The 18,293-nt window shown below is 33.0% G+C and carries 18 protein-coding genes; 9 read left to right on the forward strand and 9 right to left on the reverse strand.

All coding sequences use genetic code 11. From position 1 onward, the window contains the following. The first annotated feature begins 80 nt into the window (after positions 1 to 80). Complete coding sequence (locus RT99_RS02795; RefSeq protein ID WP_042563216.1) at positions 81 to 638, forward strand: DUF4956 domain-containing protein; 558 nt, start codon at positions 81 to 83, stop codon at positions 636 to 638. Here RT99_RS02795 and RT99_RS02800 read toward each other — a convergent pair whose 3' ends face one another. Then, positions 639 to 2,516 carry a PEP/pyruvate-binding domain-containing protein gene (locus RT99_RS02800; protein WP_042563217.1) on the reverse strand — a complete coding sequence of 626 codons (1,878 nt, stop codon included), beginning with the start codon at positions 2,514 to 2,516 and terminating at the stop codon, positions 639 to 641. Between the two features lie 143 nt (positions 2,517 to 2,659). Between RT99_RS02800 and mnmA the strand changes: the two genes are divergently transcribed. The 5 genes from mnmA (at position 2,660) to RT99_RS25205 (ending at position 7,193) form a co-directional block, all read left to right on the forward strand. After that, positions 2,660 to 3,847, forward strand: coding sequence for a tRNA 2-thiouridine(34) synthase MnmA (mnmA, locus tag RT99_RS02805; protein WP_042563218.1), 1,188 nt, complete (start codon positions 2,660 to 2,662; stop codon positions 3,845 to 3,847). 44 nt (positions 3,848 to 3,891) lie between these two features. Next, complete coding sequence (locus RT99_RS02810) at positions 3,892 to 5,499, forward strand: S8 family serine peptidase (protein ID WP_042563219.1); 1,608 nt, start codon at positions 3,892 to 3,894, stop codon at positions 5,497 to 5,499. 9 nt (positions 5,500 to 5,508) lie between these two features. Further along, positions 5,509 to 6,453, forward strand: a complete 945-nt coding sequence (locus RT99_RS02815; RefSeq protein WP_042563220.1) for a nitronate monooxygenase family protein — start codon at positions 5,509 to 5,511, stop codon at positions 6,451 to 6,453. Positions 6,454 to 6,473: 20 nt separating this feature from the next. Then, positions 6,474 to 6,887: a hypothetical protein gene (locus tag RT99_RS02820; protein WP_042563221.1), complete on the forward strand. Its 414-nt coding sequence runs from the start codon at positions 6,474 to 6,476 to the stop codon at positions 6,885 to 6,887. Between the two features lie 123 nt (positions 6,888 to 7,010). Next, complete coding sequence (locus RT99_RS25205) at positions 7,011 to 7,193, forward strand: hypothetical protein (RefSeq protein ID WP_131494892.1); 183 nt, start codon at positions 7,011 to 7,013, stop codon at positions 7,191 to 7,193. 111 nt (positions 7,194 to 7,304) lie between these two features. Here RT99_RS25205 and RT99_RS02825 read toward each other — a convergent pair whose 3' ends face one another. Next, positions 7,305 to 7,739, reverse strand: a complete 435-nt coding sequence (locus tag RT99_RS02825) for a DUF4268 domain-containing protein (RefSeq protein WP_042563222.1) — start codon at positions 7,737 to 7,739, stop codon at positions 7,305 to 7,307. A gap of 91 nt (positions 7,740 to 7,830) precedes the next feature. On the opposite strand from RT99_RS02825, the gene RT99_RS02830 reads away from it, so the two are divergent. Together RT99_RS02830 and RT99_RS02835 are read left to right on the forward strand one after the other, a co-directional pair. Next, positions 7,831 to 8,481: a CoA pyrophosphatase gene (locus tag RT99_RS02830; protein ID WP_052483520.1), complete on the forward strand. Its 651-nt coding sequence runs from the start codon at positions 7,831 to 7,833 to the stop codon at positions 8,479 to 8,481. Between the two features lie 127 nt (positions 8,482 to 8,608). Continuing rightward, positions 8,609 to 9,418, forward strand: a complete 810-nt coding sequence (locus RT99_RS02835) for a 1-acyl-sn-glycerol-3-phosphate acyltransferase (RefSeq protein ID WP_042563223.1) — start codon at positions 8,609 to 8,611, stop codon at positions 9,416 to 9,418. A gap of 137 nt (positions 9,419 to 9,555) precedes the next feature. Here the strand turns inward: RT99_RS02835 and RT99_RS02840 are convergent, their stop codons facing one another. The 3 genes from RT99_RS02840 to RT99_RS02850 all read right to left on the reverse strand — a co-directional run bounded on the left by RT99_RS02840 (position 9,556) and on the right by RT99_RS02850 (position 11,901). After that, positions 9,556 to 10,188, reverse strand: coding sequence for a hypothetical protein (locus RT99_RS02840; RefSeq protein ID WP_042563224.1), 633 nt, complete (start codon positions 10,186 to 10,188; stop codon positions 9,556 to 9,558). A 9-nt stretch (positions 10,189 to 10,197) separates the two neighbouring features. Then, positions 10,198 to 10,692 (reverse strand): RNA polymerase sigma factor, encoded by a 495-nt coding sequence (locus RT99_RS02845; protein WP_042563225.1) that lies wholly within the window; start codon positions 10,690 to 10,692, stop codon positions 10,198 to 10,200. A gap of 147 nt (positions 10,693 to 10,839) precedes the next feature. Continuing rightward, on the reverse strand, positions 10,840 to 11,901 hold the full coding sequence (locus RT99_RS02850) for a DUF3810 domain-containing protein (RefSeq protein ID WP_042563226.1): 1,062 nt from the start codon (positions 11,899 to 11,901) through the stop codon (positions 10,840 to 10,842). A gap of 220 nt (positions 11,902 to 12,121) precedes the next feature. Here RT99_RS02850 and RT99_RS02855 point away from each other — a divergent pair, with 220 nt between their 5' ends. Continuing rightward, positions 12,122 to 13,582 (forward strand): aminoacyl-histidine dipeptidase, encoded by a 1,461-nt coding sequence (locus RT99_RS02855; protein ID WP_042563227.1) that lies wholly within the window; start codon positions 12,122 to 12,124, stop codon positions 13,580 to 13,582. Positions 13,583 to 13,831: 249 nt separating this feature from the next. Here the strand turns inward: RT99_RS02855 and RT99_RS02860 are convergent, their stop codons facing one another. From RT99_RS02860 to RT99_RS02875, 4 genes are all read right to left on the reverse strand, one after another. After that, positions 13,832 to 14,170 (reverse strand): DHCW motif cupin fold protein, encoded by a 339-nt coding sequence (locus RT99_RS02860; protein WP_042563228.1) that lies wholly within the window; start codon positions 14,168 to 14,170, stop codon positions 13,832 to 13,834. A gap of 340 nt (positions 14,171 to 14,510) precedes the next feature. Next, entirely contained in the window at positions 14,511 to 15,284 is a 774-nt protein-coding gene (locus RT99_RS02865) for a carboxypeptidase-like regulatory domain-containing protein (protein WP_042563229.1), read from the reverse strand. Positions 15,285 to 15,532: 248 nt separating this feature from the next. Further along, a complete protein-coding gene (locus RT99_RS02870; protein WP_042563230.1) occupies positions 15,533 to 17,461 on the reverse strand; it encodes a DEAD/DEAH box helicase in 1,929 nt (642 codons plus the stop codon). A gap of 194 nt (positions 17,462 to 17,655) precedes the next feature. Then, positions 17,656 to 18,234: a non-canonical purine NTP diphosphatase gene (locus RT99_RS02875; RefSeq protein WP_042563231.1), complete on the reverse strand. Its 579-nt coding sequence runs from the start codon at positions 18,232 to 18,234 to the stop codon at positions 17,656 to 17,658. Between the last annotated feature and the right edge of the window lie 59 nt (positions 18,235 to 18,293).

The raw sequence follows: 18,293 nt of genomic DNA on the forward strand, positions 1-18,293 counted from the left end.
TTCAGAATGCGAAAAAGAAAAATTGGTAAAATTCATGGCAACTTTTTTTCTAAATTTGATGTACTAACACTTCAGCCAAAATGGATTTAAACGAACTTTCTGGAAGATTTTTATTGTTGTTTTTTTCGATTCTGATTTTGTACTTTTTCTCGAACAGAAAAGATAATGAAACCATAAATCCGTTGATGGTTATTGTTGGGCTTTGTACTTTTTCACTTTGTTATGTATTTACAAAAATTGAGATTGGAGTAGGAATTGGATTTGGTTTATTTGCCATTTTTTCAATTCTGAGATTTCGTACGCAATCCTTTACAGTTAATGCGATTATCTTTCTTTTTGCAACGATTACGCTTTCAATTTTAGATATTTTATATCCTTATGAAAAAATAGAAGTTTTGCTCTTTTTTCAAATTATGATAATCGGATTTTATATAATTGCTTCTATCATAGTAAATAAAAAAGTATCTAAATATCTTAATACAATTAATGTCAAAATTGCATTAGACACTAATTTTTCTTTAGACAATAACAGCATTAGAAAGTCTATTCAGGAAAAAATCAACATCGAAAATTTCGACTTTAAAATTGTCAATATTAATACAGTTTCAAATGAAATTGATCTTTTAGTTTTATACTAATTATTCATTAAAAGGCCGTACTTGTTTGATATACAAATCCCGGTTTTCTCCAACAATTTTGAATTCAATATCTATGGGATGAAATTGGTTTTTTCTCCAGTAACGGTACATTTTAGTTTCGATTTTTTTACTAACCAGAAACAAATTACTTATTTCTTTCCTATTCAATAAAGGTTCGTTGTTGTTGAGATTAGAGTTTGAAGTATAATCTACATCAAAGTCGCTTTCTGTTTTGCCTTCATTAAAATGATAAACTATAAACTGTTCGCAAACTTCTCCCTTTTCTGGTTTTACAACCGAGTTTTCTCCTTTTTGAACATTGACAGTAATTCCTGAAAAATTTTCCCTGAATATGTTTTTCGTGATTACAACTCCGTTAGCCAATTCATCAGGAAAAGAGCGATGTACCAAAACGCCCATTGCAATGCTTTCCTGATCTATACCAAAAAGCTCTCTTTCTACAAAAGAGCTTTCATTCCACGCACTTGCCCAAACTTGTTTAATGGCTTTTTCAAAAGTTTTGATGCTGTCACCTAATATTCCGGTTTTAGAATCGTAAAGTCCGGCGCCATTAAAATCATCCATATCTTCGGCATTTGTAGAAGATCTGAATCGGAAATTTTTAAAAGCAGCATTTTTAAAAGTTTGATTTAGCTTTGCTATTAGTTGAGGGTCAATTGGTTCTTTTTTAATAGCATCACGTATTTTTTTTAATTGCTTGTTAATCCAAACAGTTGAATCTTTGTGGGGATATTTTAAAAGCTCTGTGATTAAAGGTGAAATTGATTTCTTTTGAATGTGTTTGGTGTAAAAATAAAATGGAATGGCATGCGCATCTTCAGGCGTTTTAAAAGGCGTTTCTTTTGCAATGGCAATTAAATACGCCATATTTTGCGCTTTAGAACCAATATAATTCACCCCTTTTTTAGGAATTGTTGCTAAGTTGATTAATTCGGTAACACTGTTGTCAATAATGAGTTTTTTCTTTTTCTTAATGACTTTTAGCGTTATTTTTTTATCGGTTTCTTTGATGTAAAAGGTATCGACAGCAATTTTTAATTCTACTTTTTTAGAAAGCAATCTTTTGATATTCGAATCTTTAAATACATTCGTATATGCCATAATTGGAATTTTTCTGTTTTTGCCCAATAATACTAAATGACTTAGCGGAGTTTGTAACTCATTTACAATAATACCGTGCACATTTGGCAGTATATCTGGCGTTCCATCCAGAATAATTATTTCGTCAGGATTGGGTTTTATGGTTTCTAATTCCTTGATTTTATATTGTTTTAGAATACCAATATTTTTTCCTGGAACCACTTCTTGATAGCTCAATTCATTAAAAATATAATCTGATTTTACACAGGGAATTTTAAATTTATTTTGTTGAAACCATTCAATTTGTTCCGGATTATTGAGATAAAATTTTAAATCTTTGCCAATGAAAGTAGAGTTTACAATTAAATGATAGAAGCGCTCCAGCAATGCAATTGGCATGTGATCTGAAGCCGCCAATTCAAAAATCCATTTATCAGATCCTTTAATGTGGTTGAGATTTCCCAATAAAAACTCCCGGCCTTTTTCGGTATCGCTGTAATTATTATCATTAAAAATATCAAGGTCTTTGGTGTATCCTAAATAGTTCGTGACAAAGTCAAAATGCAAGCGAATCAATGTACTGTTGAAATAGTACATCTTTTGTCTTTTTAAATCGTAAATCACTTTTACCGATTCGATATTCGAAAATTTATCAGATAACGGTTTGCCTTTAAAAGCTTTATATTCTGAATAATTTTGCAAAGAAGCACGATAATTTTGCGCATTTAAAGTGCTTAAAATGATAAAGAAAATAAAGGTGTAAAACTGTTTTAACATGACATTTTAATTGATGATTAAAAGTAATTAAAAAAAGCAATAAGTTTTATCTACCCTTGCATTATATAAACTAATTAAAACCAACAAAATTTTCTAAAATATGACTTACCTTTGCACCCTTATAAAAACATAAAGGAGTTAAAATGAAACGTGTAGTTGTTGGTCTTTCTGGTGGAGTAGATTCGAGTGTTGCTGCTTATTTGCTGCAACAGCAAGGTTACGAAGTTATCGGTCTTTTTATGAAAAACTGGCACGATGATTCGGTTACTATTTCTAACGAATGTCCTTGGTTAGAAGATAGTAACGATGCTTTATTAGTTGCTGAAAAACTGGGAATACCGTTTCAGACTGTTGATTTAAGTGAAGAATACAAAGAAAAAATTGTTGATTATATGTTCAACGAATACGAAAAAGGGAGAACTCCAAATCCTGATGTGCTTTGTAATCGCGAGATCAAATTTGATGTTTTTATGAAAATTGCTTTAAGTCTTGGTGCCGATTATGTGGCGACAGGACATTATTGTCAAAAAAATGAAATTGAAGTTGATGGAAAACCTGTATACCAATTAATTGCAGGAGCAGACAATAACAAAGATCAATCGTATTTTTTATGTCAGTTGTCACAAGATCAATTAGCAAAATCGTTGTTTCCAATTGGCGCTTTAACAAAACCGGAAGTACGCGAAATTGCTGCTGAAATGGAATTGGTAACTGCCGAAAAGAAAGATTCTCAAGGTTTATGTTTTATTGGAAAAGTACGTTTACCTGAATTTTTACAACAAAAATTACAGCCAAAAGAAGGAAAGATTGTTCAAATTGATAAAAATGATCCGATTTATAATCTGGAAATACCGGCTGGATTATCTTTAGAAGAAGAATTAAAACTAGAAGCCCAAAAAAGAGCATACCTGCCAACAATGGGAAAAGTGATGGGAAAACATCAGGGAGCCCATTATTTTACTAATGGACAAAGAAAAGGACTTAATGTTGGTGGAACAACAGACCCATTATTTGTTATTGCTACGGACGTTGATACCAATACGATTTATACAGGTTTAACTAGCAATCATCCGGGCTTGTTTAAAAAAGCTTTATTTGTTGGAGATTCTGAAGTACACTGGGTTCGCGAAGATTTGAAATTGGAAAAAGGGGAAACGATGGAAGTAATGGCAAGAATTCGCTATCGCCAGCCTTTGCAAAAAGCTGTTTTGCATCAATTTGAAGATGGAATGTATGTTGAATTTGAAGAACCTCAGTCTGCTATTACAGAAGGTCAGTTTGTAGCCTGGTATTTAGAAAATGAATTAGTTGGTTCGGGAGTAATTTCTTAGCTTTATACTTTTTTACAGAGGTTTAGCCTTTAAAAAAGTAAACTATGAGATATAACTTTACATTTCTTTTATTACTTCTTTCGATCACCGTATTTTCGCAACAAGAAGCGTGGGTTTATTTCAATGCAAAACCTAATGCTCAATTGTTCTTTAATAATCCGTTGACAGAACTTTCGCAAAAAGCTTTAGATCGAAGAACAAATCAAAACATAGCGTTGGATTTAACAGACGCACCTGTCGAAACTTCCTTTATCGACCAAATTAAAGCAAGTATAGGAATAACTGTAATGGCGCAGTCAAAATGGTTAAATGCACTTCATATTCGTGGTACACAAACAGATATTAATGCTTTAAAATCATTATCGTTTGTACAAAAAGTAGATTTTGCTGATAAAACTTTAAATACAACATCAAAAAAAGTTTCAGAAACCAGAACAGGTCAAACGCTGAATAAGCTCGAAACTGCGATTGATTATGCATACGGTAATTCTGCCAGTCAGATTCAGATGCTGAACGGACAAGTTTTGCATCAGCAGAATTTTACCGGAGAAGGAAAAATTATAGCGGTTTTAGATGCAGGATTTCCTGGTGTTAATACAACACAGCCATTTGAAAATCTTAGAAATAATAATCGAATTTTGGGAGGTTACGATTTTACCACCAGAAATGCGAATTTCTATACAGGAGGTAGCCATGGAACTTTGGTGCTTTCTACTATGGGCGGTTACAAAGAAAATGCTTTGATAGGAACTGCTCCAAACGCTTCATATTATCTTTTTATTACAGAAATTGATGCTCTGGAAAATCCTCTGGAAGAATCACTTTGGGTAGAAGCCGCCGAAAGAGCAGACGCCTTAGGGGTTGATATTATTACTTCGTCATTAGGGTATTTTGGTGAGCGTGACGAACCACGGTACAATCATACTTATAGTGATATGAACGGAATAACCAATTTTATTTCGCGTGGTGCAGAAATAGCGTTTAGTAAGGGAATAGTAGTTTTGGCTTCTGCCGGAAATGAAGGAGCGAAGGCTGAACCACATATTGGTTCTCCGGCTGATGCGGTTTCAGTATTGGCAATCGGATCTGTTGCGGCTTCTAAAGTAAGATCGAGTTTTAGTTCTATTGGGCCAAGTTCTGATGGCAGAATTAAGCCGGATATTATGGCACAAGGAACAGCTTCGGTAATTGCTAACGTGAATGGAACTATAGGAACATCAAACGGAACTTCGTTTTCATGCCCGATCATGGCGGGAATGGTTGCTTGTTTATGGCAGGCTTTTCCAGCTAAAACCAATAAAGAAATCAGGCAAATGATTTTGGAATCATCAAGCCAGTATACGACCCCGGATAATAATTACGGATACGGAATTCCTAATTTCGGGTCGACTTTAGGAGTAGAAAATTTTCAAACAGCTACTTCTTTTTCAGTGTTTCCAAATCCGGTAAAAACAGATGTTTCTTTTTCTTTTTCAGAACAAAATAGTAAAGCTTCGATTGTAATTTATTCTGTTTTAGGACAAAAGCTTATTGAAACGGAAATAACAAACGAAAATCCGACTGTTTCTGTTCAGCCTTTAAAAAGCGGACTTTATTTTTATACTTTTGAAGCCGAAGGTTTGCATAAAACCGGAAAGATTATCAAGCAATAATACTTTTTAATGAATAAAATTACGCAACTTTTCAATATAAAATATCCAATAATTCAGGGAGGAATGATTTGGAATAGTGGTTATAAATTAGCTTCTGCCGTAAGTAATTCCGGTGGTTTAGGGTTAATCGGTGCCGGATCCATGTATCCTGAAGTTTTAAGGGAACATATTCAAAAATGTAAAAAGGCTACGAATAAACCTTTTGGAGTTAATATTCCGATGTTATACCCAAACATCGAAGAAATAATGAATATTATTGTTGAAGAAGATGTAAAAATCGTTTTTACTTCCGCAGGAAATCCTAAAACGTGGACTTCTTTTTTGAAAGAAAAAGGAATTACGGTTGTGCATGTTGTAAGCAGCAGTATTTTTGCTCTTAAAGCACAAGATGCAGGAGTGGATGCTATTGTAGCGGAAGGTTTTGAAGCAGGAGGTCATAATGGTCGTGACGAAACTACAACTTTGACGTTGATTCCAATAGTACGGGAAAAAATTCAGATTCCGATTATCGCAGCGGGTGGAATTGCAACTGGACGCGGAATGCTGGCTGTCATGATTTTGGGTGCAGACGGAGTTCAGGTTGGAAGTCGCTTTGCAGCATCAATTGAAGCATCGTCACACAATAATTTCAAACAAAAGATAGTTGATATAAAAGAAGGAGATACGCAATTGACATTGAAAGAATTAGCTCCTGTTAGATTGATTAAAAATAAATTTTATCAGGATGTTCAGGATTTATATGAAAAATGTCCTTCAAAAGAAGATTTAGTTCAGTTATTAGGCAGAGCGAGGGCAAAAAAAGGAATGTTTGAAGGAGATCTTGATGAAGGCGAACTTGAAATTGGACAAGTAGCCGGGTTGATTCATGAGATTTTACCTGTTGAACAAATTATTAAAGAAATGATAGCAGATTTTGAAATTGCCCTTCAGGAAAAGGCTAAATTTGAATTTTAATTATCTGCAAGAATTATATTATGAAAATTATCCGCACTTATTATATTATATTATTTTTTTTAGGACTTGGTTTGCAACAAACTTATAGTCAGGCATACCAATTTAAAACATCTGGTTTTAGTGTTTTGGAGAAAAATGAGAGAGGAAAATGGGGCGAGTGGTCCAATCTTGATTTAGTAAATCTTTCTGTAATACTTGATACTAATAAACACCGTATTGTAGTTTATTCTCAGGAAATCCAGCTTTTTAGTATTTTAGATTATATAGAAAGAGAAGAAAATGATACCGATATAGTATATTCTTTTATGTGTAAAGATAATGATGGCAGAGATTGTAAAATCTCTATTATCACCAGAAAAAAACAAGATTATCGCAAGCAATTATATATTAATTACGATGATCATATTATTGTTTATAATATTTTTAGTGTTTAGAATCCAAATTTTATGTATCCAATATACTGTACATGCTAATGGGATTATTACAGCTGAAGATGATTATAACGGGACTTATACTTTTTCAAGCAATGAAAGGATAAATGATAAAAAAAATAAAGTATGTTTTCAAGTAATTTGCTAATTGCAATTTATGTATTACTATTAATATTGAATGGATATTTTTGGTATAAATACAATCAACGTGCTACTTCAGATCAAAAAAAGAAAGAAGGCTGGAATAATTATTACAGTCTTGCGACTGTATTTGTTTTAGTTTTGTTAGCTCAGAAACTGGGCCTTTAAAGGAATAAAATATTTATTGAGATATAAAACCCGACATGTTTTTTAAAAACTTGTCGGGTTAACTATATAAAAATCTTAGAAACTTAGCCTCTCAGAATCTCAGAACCTTCATTAAGATATATCCTTAATAAACTCATCATACTCCAGATAAAACATTTCAAGAGCATGCATGTTTTCAAAAAAGAAATCAAAAATAGCATCCCAATTATTGCGGTTGCTAAAACCAACACCTTGTTTTTCTACCCAAATTCGGCTAATGGTTTTACCGCTTTCAAGCGTATAGTTCTTTTCGAAAACCAGATTTTTTATAAATTCTTCTTCGAGAATATTTTTTAAAGCTTCTATTTTTTCGAAATAAGCAGTTCGTTTTTCATCGCTTCGCTGTTCAATATCAATTAAGACCTGTGCTTTTTTATTATCTACATAAAATTTAAAAGAAAAGTCTTTGATTTTGGTGTCATAAAGTACCCATTTACGTGGATATTTTTCGGCGAAAGCCACCCAAAACTCTCTTTTTAACTTTTGTGATTCTTCTCTACTGTACATTTTTATGGCTTTGATTTGTGAAAACTTGTAGAACCGCGTTTTCTGAACTATATTTATATTTTATTTGAAAGTACAAAAATAAACTTTGAATATGGATTTTCAAGATTTTTTGCAATATGTTCCTAATTTAATTCCAGTTGAACTTCCGGCAGAGGCTGCGCATATAAAAATGGCCCCAAAAGAGCGTACCGAAGCGTTAAAAAATCTTGATTTACAAGCTGTAAATCCCAGAATTGCTGCTGTAATGATGCTTTTGTATCCAAAAAATAAAGAAACCCATTTGGTTTTGATAGTCAGAAATGCTTATGAAGGAGTTCATTCGTCACAAATAGCATTTCCGGGAGGAAAATATGAGACTTTTGATATCAGTTACGAAGCAACTGCACTTCGGGAAACACAGGAGGAAGTGGGAATTCTATCTGAAAAGATAGAAATTATAAAGGAATTTTCTCCAATGTATATTCCGCCAAGTAATTTTTTGGTACATCCTTTTTTAGGAATTTCGCATGATGAACTTTCATTTTATCCGGATGTTCGTGAAGTAGCAGATATTATAGAGTTGCCGCTTTCAATTTTTTTAGACGATGAAATAATTATGGAAGCCACATTGTCAACTTCTTATGGATCTAATATTTTAGTTCCCGCATTCAATATTCAAAATCATATCGTTTGGGGGGCAACAGCCATGATTTTAAGCGAACTTAGAGAAGTTTTGAAAACGAGTTTTCAGGAAAGTTTGTAAAAACATAAAATTAACAATTTGATATTCATAAGAATAACAAAATTTTTCCGAAATTGCTTATTGCTATTGCTAAACGAATAATTTTTGTATGTTTGCGAACTAACAAAAAATAACACAATACACTGCTATGGGATTGTTTAAACGAAATCCTTTCGGACATATATTATTTATCAAGAAATGGTTAATCCGTATTTTGGGTGCTATGACACACCGAAGATACAGAGGGTTTAATGATTTGCAGATTGAAGGATCTGAAATTATTAAAACATTACCTGATACAAATGTTTTGTTTATATCCAATCACCAAACTTATTTTGCTGATGTTGTAGCTATGTTTCATGTGTTTAATGCAAGTTTAAGCGGACGTCAGGATACAATTAAGAATATCGGTTATTTGTGGCAGCCTAAAATGAATTTGTATTATGTTGCAGCCAAAGAAACTATGCAGGCCGGATTATTACCAAGAATTTTGGCATATGTTGGCGCTATTACCGTAGAAAGAACCTGGCGGGCTAAAGGTGTCGATGTAACAGAAAAACGTGATGTAAACCCAAACGATACCGAAAATATTAGAATTGCGCTTGAAGACGGCTGGGTAATTACGTTTCCGCAAGGAACTACAAAATCATTTAAACCCGTTAGAAAAGGAACTGCACATATCATCAAACAACATAAACCGATTGTAATTCCTATTGTAATTGATGGTTTCCGTCGTTCATTTGATAAAAAAGGTTTACGAATGAAAAAGAAAGGAATTTTGCAGTCTTTCATCATCAAAGAACCTCTTGATATTGATTATGAAAATGATACGATCGACGAAATAGTTGAAAAAGTAGAATATGCCATCGAACAGCATCCATCATTTTTAAAAGTTATTCCTGCTGAAGAAATTAAAGCGGAAGAAGAACTTAACAAATTGAGAAGATGGGAATATTAATGATTTTAGATTTCAGAGTTTAGATTTTAGATTGAAAAACTTTTGTTTTAGGTTGGAAAACTGGGACTTAGTAGCTTAGAACCTTAGAGACTTAAAAAAAACTTTGAACCTTTGTCACTCTGTACCTTTGAACCTTTTTAAAAATCTATCTTCTTCAACTCTTTGTAATTAGCATATAATCTTCGCAATAGAGTTCCGTACAACAATCTGTAGAAACACCAGAATATTCCTAAGAAGGCCAGAGTTACCAAAAACAGAATACCAACCGTCATCATCATTGCTTTTCCGTTTGCAGATAATTTATCTCTTAAAAATTCCATTTCGGGATTATATACAAAGGCAATAAAAAAGCTAATAATTGAGCTTAAAACAGCCATTCCTAAATTGTACCAAACGTAGTATTGAACCGTTTTTCTGGTTTTCAAAATGCTGCTCATCAATAATTTGGTAGAACCTGTTGTTGATATTGTTTTGTAATTTTTGTAAAAAAAGTACACAAATATCAGTACTACTACATAATTGAAATAGGTTAAAAGTTCAAGATAAAATATCATTTCTGCGTGTTTTATCTTAATCAGCATTTCATCTGTACTAAAAAAGAAGTTTGAAACTGTCCAGAATAATATCTCTAAAATGCTGATTATCAAAATCCACTTCACGATCGAAGAAGATTTTTTATGAATCATTTTGTAGATTTCATTTTCCGAAATTTGTTCAAAAGAATCCGAGTTCTTTTTCCAGTCTTTTTTTAATAAATCCAGTTCTTTCATAAATAATTTTTAAGGATTTAGTATTTTTTTGAGTTTCCCTTTAATTCTGTTCATTTTCACACGTGCATTCACTTCGCTGATTCCGAGAGTTTCGGCTATTTCTTGATAATCTTTGTCTTCTAAATACATAAAAACTAATGCTTTTTCGATGTCATTAAGTTGATAAACTGCTTTGTACATCAATTTAATTTGTTCTTCCTCTTCATAATTGTAATCAACATCTTTTACAAAATGTTGATGGCTTTCATATTCTACTGTCGATACGGTTCGTTTGGTTTTGCGGTATAAAGTAATGGCGGTATTTAAGGCAACGCGGTACGTCCAGGTCGAAAATTTGCTGTCGCCCCTAAATTTTGGATACGCTTTCCAGAGCTGAATTGTTATTTCCTGAAACAAATCTTTATGTGCATCTTCGCCGGCAGTATATAATCTACAAATCTTGTGGATTATATTCTGATTTGCCTGCAATTGCGCAACAAATGATTGTTCTAGGTTTTCGGTCATAATGTATTAGTAGTTATGAAATCATTTTTGTTACAACTAGTTTTTCTTTTTACCACGAATTTCACAAATTTCCCAAATTCTGCATAAATTTGTAATTATAAAGAGAAATAAAAATTCGTGACGATTCGTGTAATTCGTGGCAAACTCTTATAATTTTCTGGTTTTATAATAATTCACCATCAAATCTAAAAATTTACTATAACTGTCCATACCGTCTTTTTGATTGTTTGATTTCAGGAAATTATCATAAAGAAAATAAAAACCTTCATCGAGAAAAGTATTATATTTTTTGTGAAAATCCTCGCTTTCCTTATAGTTTTTTAAAATTCCAATATGTACTGATTTCTTTAACTGATTAAAAACTTTCTCGTTTTTATATTTCCAGATTCCCAGACAATAATGTAATGTAAAACTATATCCTGCATATTGATAGTAAAGATTGTCGTTTTTAAGAGAAGCCAAAACACCAATAAAATTGCATTCATTTTCACTGGCAAAACCAATTTGATGTGCCATTTCGTGAGCTGTCGTTTGAGGAAAGTTGTACATTGGCAGTAAGTCATTAATTTGTGCTTCGTTAGTAAACGGATTTAAATAACCGCCAAACCCCATATATGTCAGAGGTGTGCTGAATAATGATTTCTTAACACTTAAGATGTTATATTTAAAATAAGGATGTTCTTTGGCTAAATTATCATAACCATTTAAGATCATTCGAAATGATTCCTTTTGAGAGTAAGGAAAAACAATTTTTGCATTGTCATTTTTTGTGATGGAAAATTGAATTTCATTCGTCTTAACTATTAGTCTTTTTGTAAAAGCTAAAAATTCAGCATCAGTATATTCTCTTTTGATTTCCATTTTTTCGAAAAGAGGTTCGCGATAATAGTTAAAAGCCCATAGTACATGAAAGAAAAAGTAAAAAACTGAAATTTTGCCTAAAATTTTTAAAAGATGGTCTTTCCAATCTGTTTTCCATGTTTTTCGTATTTTCCAAAACCAGCTTATTATAGACAAAAGCAAAACAGCATAGATGCAATCGCCGACTGAAAACGGAATTTTTCCTAAAAGCGATCTTGAAAAGTGTGAAATTCTAACAAATAAATTGTTGCTGTAAAAGCCTTCAACAAAATCCGGAAAATAGGGAAGGATTTTTAAAAAGATAATTTGAATTAATAGAAATAAGGGTAAAATGTATTTTGATTTCACAATTTAAATTTTGGATACGTAAATATAAATACAATATTGAATGATAAAAAAAAGTTAGCCACGAATTCCACTAATTTTCACTAATTAATTGTTTCCTTTAATTTGTACATTCCGATTTAGAGCTATTTTAATTAGTGCTAATTCGTGAAATTTGTGGCGAAAAAAGTATTTAACTTTGTAACTTTGGAGCTCTTAATTGTTAAACTTCAAACAAAATATAATGAGTCAGGAAATAAGAAATCTGGAACCGAAAGCACTTTGGAATAAATTTGCAGATTTAAACGCCGTTCCGCGTCCGTCTAAGAAAGAAGAACGCGTAATCGAGTTTATGAAAAACTTTGGAAACAGCTTAGGTTTAGAAACTTTTGAAGACGAAATTCGAAATGTAATCATTAGAAAACCTGCCACGCCGGGAATGGAAAATCGCAAAGCAATTGTAATGCAGGGACATCTTGATATGGTGCATCAAAAAAATGCAGATACCGTTTTTGATTTCGATACGCAAGGAATTGACATGTATGTTGATGGTGACTGGGTTCGTGCTAAAGGAACAACTCTGGGAGCTGACAATGGGTTAGGAGTAGCGACAATCATGGCCATTTTAGAGAGTAAAGATATTCCGCATCCTGCAATTGAAGCGTTGTTTACAATTGATGAAGAAACAGGAATGACGGGAGCCTTAAATTTAAAAGGAGGAATTCTTCAAGGACAGATTTTATTGAATTTAGATACAGAAGAAGACGATGAAATTGATATAGGATGCGCTGGAGGAATTGATGTAACGGCTACAAGAACGTATCATGAAGAAGAAGTTCCTGAAGGTTCAGTTGGTCATATTATTACTGTAAAAGGACTTAATGGAGGACATTCAGGAATGGATATTCATAAAGGACTTGGTAACGCCAATAAAATTATGAATCGCTTGTTATTTGATGGTTTTGAAAACTTCGGATTACAAGTTGTTGAAATCAATGGTGGAAGTTTACGAAATGCTATTCCGAGAGAAAGTGTTGCTAAAGTAATTATTTCTGAAATGTTTGATGAGGCCTACATTTTTGATATGCAGGAAATTATCAATGATATTAAAGCTGAATATAAAACGACTGAACCAAATCTTACTATTGAAATCGTAAAATGCGATTTACCAGAAAAAGTAATGGATTTAGGTGTTCAGGAAGGAATCATCAGAGCAATTTATGCCGCTCATAATGGTGTTTACAGAATGAGTGCAGACATGGCTGATTTGGTTGAAACTTCAAATAATATTGCCAGAGTTATTGTAAAAGATGGTGAAATTTTAGTTGGATGTTTAACGCGTTCTTCTGTTGAAAGTTCAAAATTTGATTTGGCAAATTCATTGCGTTCTGCGTTTGAATTGGTAGGTTGCGAAGTAGAACTTTCCGGTTCTTATCCAGGCTGGACACCAAATGTAAATTCTGAAATTTTAGATACTTTGGTAGGAATTTATGAGAAACAAAATGGTGAAAAGCCAAAAGTTGTAGCTTGTCACGCTGGTTTAGAATGCGGAATTTTAGGAACAAATTATCCTGATATGGATATGATTTCTTTTGGACCAACAATTCACGGTGCCCATTCTCCAGATGAAAGAGCAAGTATTTCATCTGCTCAAAAATATTGGAAATTTGTATTAGAAATTCTTTCGAATATACCGGTAAAATAAAGTTTACAGTCGCAGTTTACAGTATTCAGTTTGACTGAACTGTAAACTGTGACTGAATACAAAAATTAGTCTCTTTTAGGAGAATTTTTCTTTTCTCTTTTTTCTTCTTTCTTTTCTTTTGCTGTTTTCAACGGCTCTTTTTTAACCGTTTTTTTAGCGTCTTGACTCTTTGCCATGATATTTAAATTTAGTTATTTCTTTTTTTATGTAAGTAAATATAACTATAATATTCTGATTTTATGTAGAATATTATTTTAAAAAGTCTCCGTCAATTATTAGCAATTCTACGCCTTTTGTTGTTATAGAACGATGCGAACTTGCATCATCAGAAACCACATAAGTCATTCCTTTTGAAAGTTCAAATTTTTCTCCGTTTTCTAATTCGCTTATAAATTCACCTTCCATACAATGTACAATATGCCCTTTTTGACACCAATGATCTGCCATATAATTTTCAGAATAAGTTACTTTTCGAAGGCGTAAACCGCTTAGTTGTAACGTTTGCCAATAAGCTGTTCCGGTTTCTCCCGGATGTTCTGTTTTTTCAATTTGTGTCCAGTCAATAGTTTGAAAAGGTATTGTAATCATGGTTTTTTGTTTTAGTTAATGGATGTTTTTTTGATTTATGCTAAATGTTGTGGGGGAATATTAAAAATTTTATACTGGCTAATTATTTTTTAACGCAGAGAAAGCAAAGGTTTTTCTGCAGAGTTCGCTAAGGTTTAAGTTGTGTTACACAATCAAAGTCCGCAAAGCTTTGTGAACTTTGTGTTTTTTACAAAACTTAGCATATTAAAAAATACTTTGAGTTCTCTGTGGTATTTTTTTTCTCTCTACACAGGTTTTAGGATTGATTAATTGTTTAAACAAAAAATCCTCAGTTACGAATCGTAAATGAGGATTTTGATTTTCTGGTTAAAAGGTAAAATTAATTACGTTTTAGTACTTTATATTGTTCATAACAGGCGCTAATTGCGTCCATAATTTGTAAATCATTTGCAGTTTGAATAAAAGAATCAGAATAGTTGCAGCGCTGCAAAATCTCCGGAATTTCATCTTTACTAACGCCTAAAAGTACAGAAACAGTTTCGCGATCGTATTTTGATTCCAAAAGATTTCTCACCGTATCGTCTTTCTTCATTTCCTTTAATTTCTTGAGCTCTTTTCCATTTTTTCCAAAGAAACCATATAAAACGTCAGCTGGATTAAAAATAGATCCTAATACCTTTCCAAAAGCATTTGGCGAATATTCTCCGGCTTCATAACCTTGTGTAAGACCTGAAATGCTGTAACGATAATTTTCTTTGGTAGGAATTAATTTTGAGTCAACTTCAAGATAACCGGTTAAACTAAAAGGCGCAATGATAACTTCTTCAAGTGCAATCGCTTTTTCAGTAAGCTGAATTCTGGTTACTTTATTTTTTATCCAGTCATTCGTAACTCTAATTCTCAAAGACTGAAAACCTAAAATCGAAAAGTGAATCGTATCATTTGGCTGTACATCAATTTCAAAGTATCCTTTAGCGTCAGATTTTGCTCCACGAACTTTGTTTGTGTTAATGATATTTACGTTAGGAAGAGGTTGTTTACTATTGTCATTGATAATGTATCCTGATACTCTTTGCGGAACATTAGATTCTGTGTCTTGTGCAAAACCAAAAGTTGAGAATAGTGTAAAAAAGAAAACTGCGAAATATTTCATATCCTGATTTAAAGCACTAAAAGTAGTAAATCGGGATTAAATATTTCGCAGTCTTCGAATATAATTATCAGAAAATTAACAAAGCAAGAATTGCTGCTTTTAGTATTTAAGTAAAAAGGAGCAAGGAGATTTAAATTTTGTTTGAATTACAAGACTCGTCAATTCAGAAGGAGATTTTTATATAAAAAAAATCCCAAATTCCAAGTATGTCTGGAATTTGGGATTTTGTATTTTAAGATATTGACTTATTAGTCTCTTCTTGGTCTTCTTGGTTTTGGTGAATCACCAAAGCTGTCAGAACGTCTTGGAGCTCTGTCTGAACCTCCTTCGGTTCTTGGAGTAGAGCTTCTAAAACCACCTTCTCTTTTTGGAGCAGATGAGTTTCTATCACTTCTAAAACCGCCTCCTTCTCTTGGAGCTGAATTTCTGTCGCTTCTAAAACCTCCGCCACCAGAACCTTCACGTCTTGGTCCGAAACTGCCTCCGCCAGAACCTTCACGTCTTGGCCCTCCAGAAGAACGTCCACCGCCAGAGCGTCCGTTATGGTCACGTCTTCCGCCACCATCATTTTTAGAAATTTCAACATTAATACGACGTCCTTCTAATTGTACGTTGTTTAATACTTCCATTACTTTATCAGTGTGCTCAGGATCAGTGTTAAAGAAAGAGAAACCTTCTTTTACATCCACTTTGAAAACGTCATCACGACCTAAATCTAATGTCTCTTTCAGGTAATCCTTAAGAGTCATCCAATCGAAGTTGTCTCTTGAACCGATGTTTACAAAATAACGAACTGCTCCGTTATTATTGAATTCTCTTGGCTCAGAATCAGTTCTTTCGCGTCTTTCTCCAGATTGGGTAGAAATATCTCTGTTCTTTTTGTAATAAGCAATAAAACGGTTAAATTCTACTGAAACCATTTTCTTAATCAATTCTTCTTTAGATAAACCTTCAAGAACATTGTTAATAGCTGGTAAATAGTTGTCAATTTCGTGATCAACTTCAGTATCTTTAATTTTAGTTGCTAAGTGCAATAATTGAATTTCGCAGATCTCAATTCCAGATGGGATTGTTTTTTCTTCGAATTTTTGTTTGATAATTCTTTCAATAGAAGAAATTTTACGCAACTCACTTTTTGTAACAATTACAATAGAAGTTCCTAATTTTCCAGCTCTACCAGTACGTCCAGAACGGTGATTGTATGTTTCAATCTCGTCAGGAAGTTGGTAATTTACTACGTGAGTAATATTATCAACGTCAATACCACGTGCAGCAACGTCAGTAGCAACAAGCATCTGAATTTGTCTTCCACGGAAAGATTTCATTACGCCATCACGTTGCGCCTGAGATAAATCTCCATGCAATGCAGCAGCGCTGTATCCATCTTCAATTAATTTTTCGGCTACGGCCTGAGTATCTCTTTTAGTACGACAGAAAACCACAGAGAAAATGTCCGGGTTAGCATCAGCTAAACGTTTCAAAGCTTCGTAACGATCACGTGCATTTACTAAGTAAAATTCGTGAGAAACTGTTGCAGAACCTGAGTTCTTAGCTCCAACAGTAATTTCAACCGGGTCGCTCATAAATTGTTTTGCAATTCTGGCAACCTCTTGTGGCATAGTTGCAGAGAACAACCATGTACTTTTTTGATCAGGAGTATCAGATAAAATAGAAACGATATCCTCATAAAATCCCATGTTTAACATTTCGTCAGCCTCATCAAGAATACAGTAATCTATATTTTTAATGTTTACTAAACCTCTGTTAATCATGTCTTGCATTCTTCCCGGAGTAGCCACAATAATTTGTGCGCCTCTCTTAATGTCCCTAGCTTGCTCTGTAATACTAGCCCCGCCGTAAACTGCTACCACATTAATACCTTTCTCGTATTTTGCGTAGTTTTTAAGTTCGTTGGTAATCTGTAAACAAAGTTCTCGTGTTGGCGATAAAACTAATGCTTGTGTATTTCTGTTGTCAGCATCAATTTTTTGAATTAGCGGAAAACCGAAAGCTGCCGTTTTCCCTGTCCCTGTCTGAGCCAACGCAACCATATCTGTATCTTTTTCCAATAATAGGGGAATCGCTTTCTCCTGTACTTCTGACGGATTCTCAAATCCTAGATCTAAAATCGCCTTCAGTAACGATTCATTCAATCCTAATTGTTCAAATTTATTCATATATATTTTTAAAATAGGGTGCAAAATTACTGTTAATATTTCACATAAACTAATGCATTTTTAAGAATTATGCATTTGTTATGATTTGATTATCAAAAAGTTATGTTTGTCGCAATATCAATTCGATGTTAGAATGAATAATTTTACGTCTAGTAATATAAATTTTACCCTTTAATATGTTGTATTTAAAACAATTATTTTGTGGAGTTCAGGAAATCAATTAGTTGCTGAGTTGCTTTCGCACGGTGACTGATTTTATTTTTAATATCTGAAGATAATTCAGCAAATGTTTCAGTATAATTTTCAGGCTGAAATATAGGATCGTATCCAAAACCATGATTTCCAGTTTTATCCAGAGTAATTGCCCCTTTTGCAATTCCGGTAAATAAATGCTGTTCTCCTTTTATATTTAGTGCAATAACGGTCTTAAACTGTGCGCTGCGATCTGATTTGCCTTTTAAGGCATCTAAAAGTTTATTCATATTATCGTCAGCATTTTTTTGTTCGCCCGCATATCTTGCTGAATATACACCAGGTTCTCCATTTAGAGTCTTAACTTCCAAACCTGTATCATCTGCAAAACAATCGTAACCATATTTTTCAGTCACATAATTGGCTTTCAAAATCGCATTTCCTTCTATAGTATCAGCTGTTTCAGGAATTTCTTCGTGACAGCCAATTTCTTCGAGGCTTAGTAATTGTATTGATCCGTTTAGGATACTTTGAATTTCCCTGATTTTATTTAAGTTGTTTGATGCGAAAACAAGTTGCATAATTACGAGTTTAGATATGAGTAATTGAAAACACAAATTTAGAATTCTTATATTTGATA

The organism is Flavobacterium sp. MEB061 (assembly GCF_000834715.1).
GTDB classification, from domain to species: Bacteria; Bacteroidota; Bacteroidia; order Flavobacteriales; family Flavobacteriaceae; genus Flavobacterium; species Flavobacterium pectinovorum.

Bases quoted from the DNA above. Each gene is read 5' to 3' on its own strand.
- RT99_RS02795 (WP_042563216.1), top strand. From the start codon at position 81: ATGGATTTAAACGAACTTTCTGGAAGATTTTTATTGTTGTTTTTTTCG.
- RT99_RS02800 (WP_042563217.1), bottom strand. From the start codon at position 2,516: ATGTTAAAACAGTTTTACACCTTTATTTTCTTTATCATTTTAAGCACT.
- mnmA (WP_042563218.1), top strand. From the start codon at position 2,660: ATGAAACGTGTAGTTGTTGGTCTTTCTGGTGGAGTAGATTCGAGTGTT.
- RT99_RS02810 (WP_042563219.1), top strand. From the start codon at position 3,892: ATGAGATATAACTTTACATTTCTTTTATTACTTCTTTCGATCACCGTA.
- RT99_RS02815 (WP_042563220.1), top strand. From the start codon at position 5,509: ATGAATAAAATTACGCAACTTTTCAATATAAAATATCCAATAATTCAG.
- RT99_RS02820 (WP_042563221.1), top strand. From the start codon at position 6,474: ATGAAAATTATCCGCACTTATTATATTATATTATTTTTTTTAGGACTT.
- RT99_RS25205 (WP_131494892.1), top strand. From the start codon at position 7,011: ATGTTTTCAAGTAATTTGCTAATTGCAATTTATGTATTACTATTAATA.
- RT99_RS02825 (WP_042563222.1), bottom strand. From the start codon at position 7,739: ATGTACAGTAGAGAAGAATCACAAAAGTTAAAAAGAGAGTTTTGGGTG.
- RT99_RS02830 (WP_052483520.1), top strand. From the start codon at position 7,831: ATGGATTTTCAAGATTTTTTGCAATATGTTCCTAATTTAATTCCAGTT.
- RT99_RS02835 (WP_042563223.1), top strand. From the start codon at position 8,609: ATGGGATTGTTTAAACGAAATCCTTTCGGACATATATTATTTATCAAG.
- RT99_RS02840 (WP_042563224.1), bottom strand. From the start codon at position 10,188: ATGAAAGAACTGGATTTATTAAAAAAAGACTGGAAAAAGAACTCGGAT.
- RT99_RS02845 (WP_042563225.1), bottom strand. From the start codon at position 10,692: ATGACCGAAAACCTAGAACAATCATTTGTTGCGCAATTGCAGGCAAAT.
- RT99_RS02855 (WP_042563227.1), top strand. From the start codon at position 12,122: ATGAGTCAGGAAATAAGAAATCTGGAACCGAAAGCACTTTGGAATAAA.
- RT99_RS02860 (WP_042563228.1), bottom strand. From the start codon at position 14,170: ATGATTACAATACCTTTTCAAACTATTGACTGGACACAAATTGAAAAA.
- RT99_RS02865 (WP_042563229.1), bottom strand. From the start codon at position 15,284: ATGAAATATTTCGCAGTTTTCTTTTTTACACTATTCTCAACTTTTGGT.
- RT99_RS02870 (WP_042563230.1), bottom strand. From the start codon at position 17,461: ATGAATAAATTTGAACAATTAGGATTGAATGAATCGTTACTGAAGGCG.
- RT99_RS02875 (WP_042563231.1), bottom strand. From the start codon at position 18,234: ATGCAACTTGTTTTCGCATCAAACAACTTAAATAAAATCAGGGAAATT.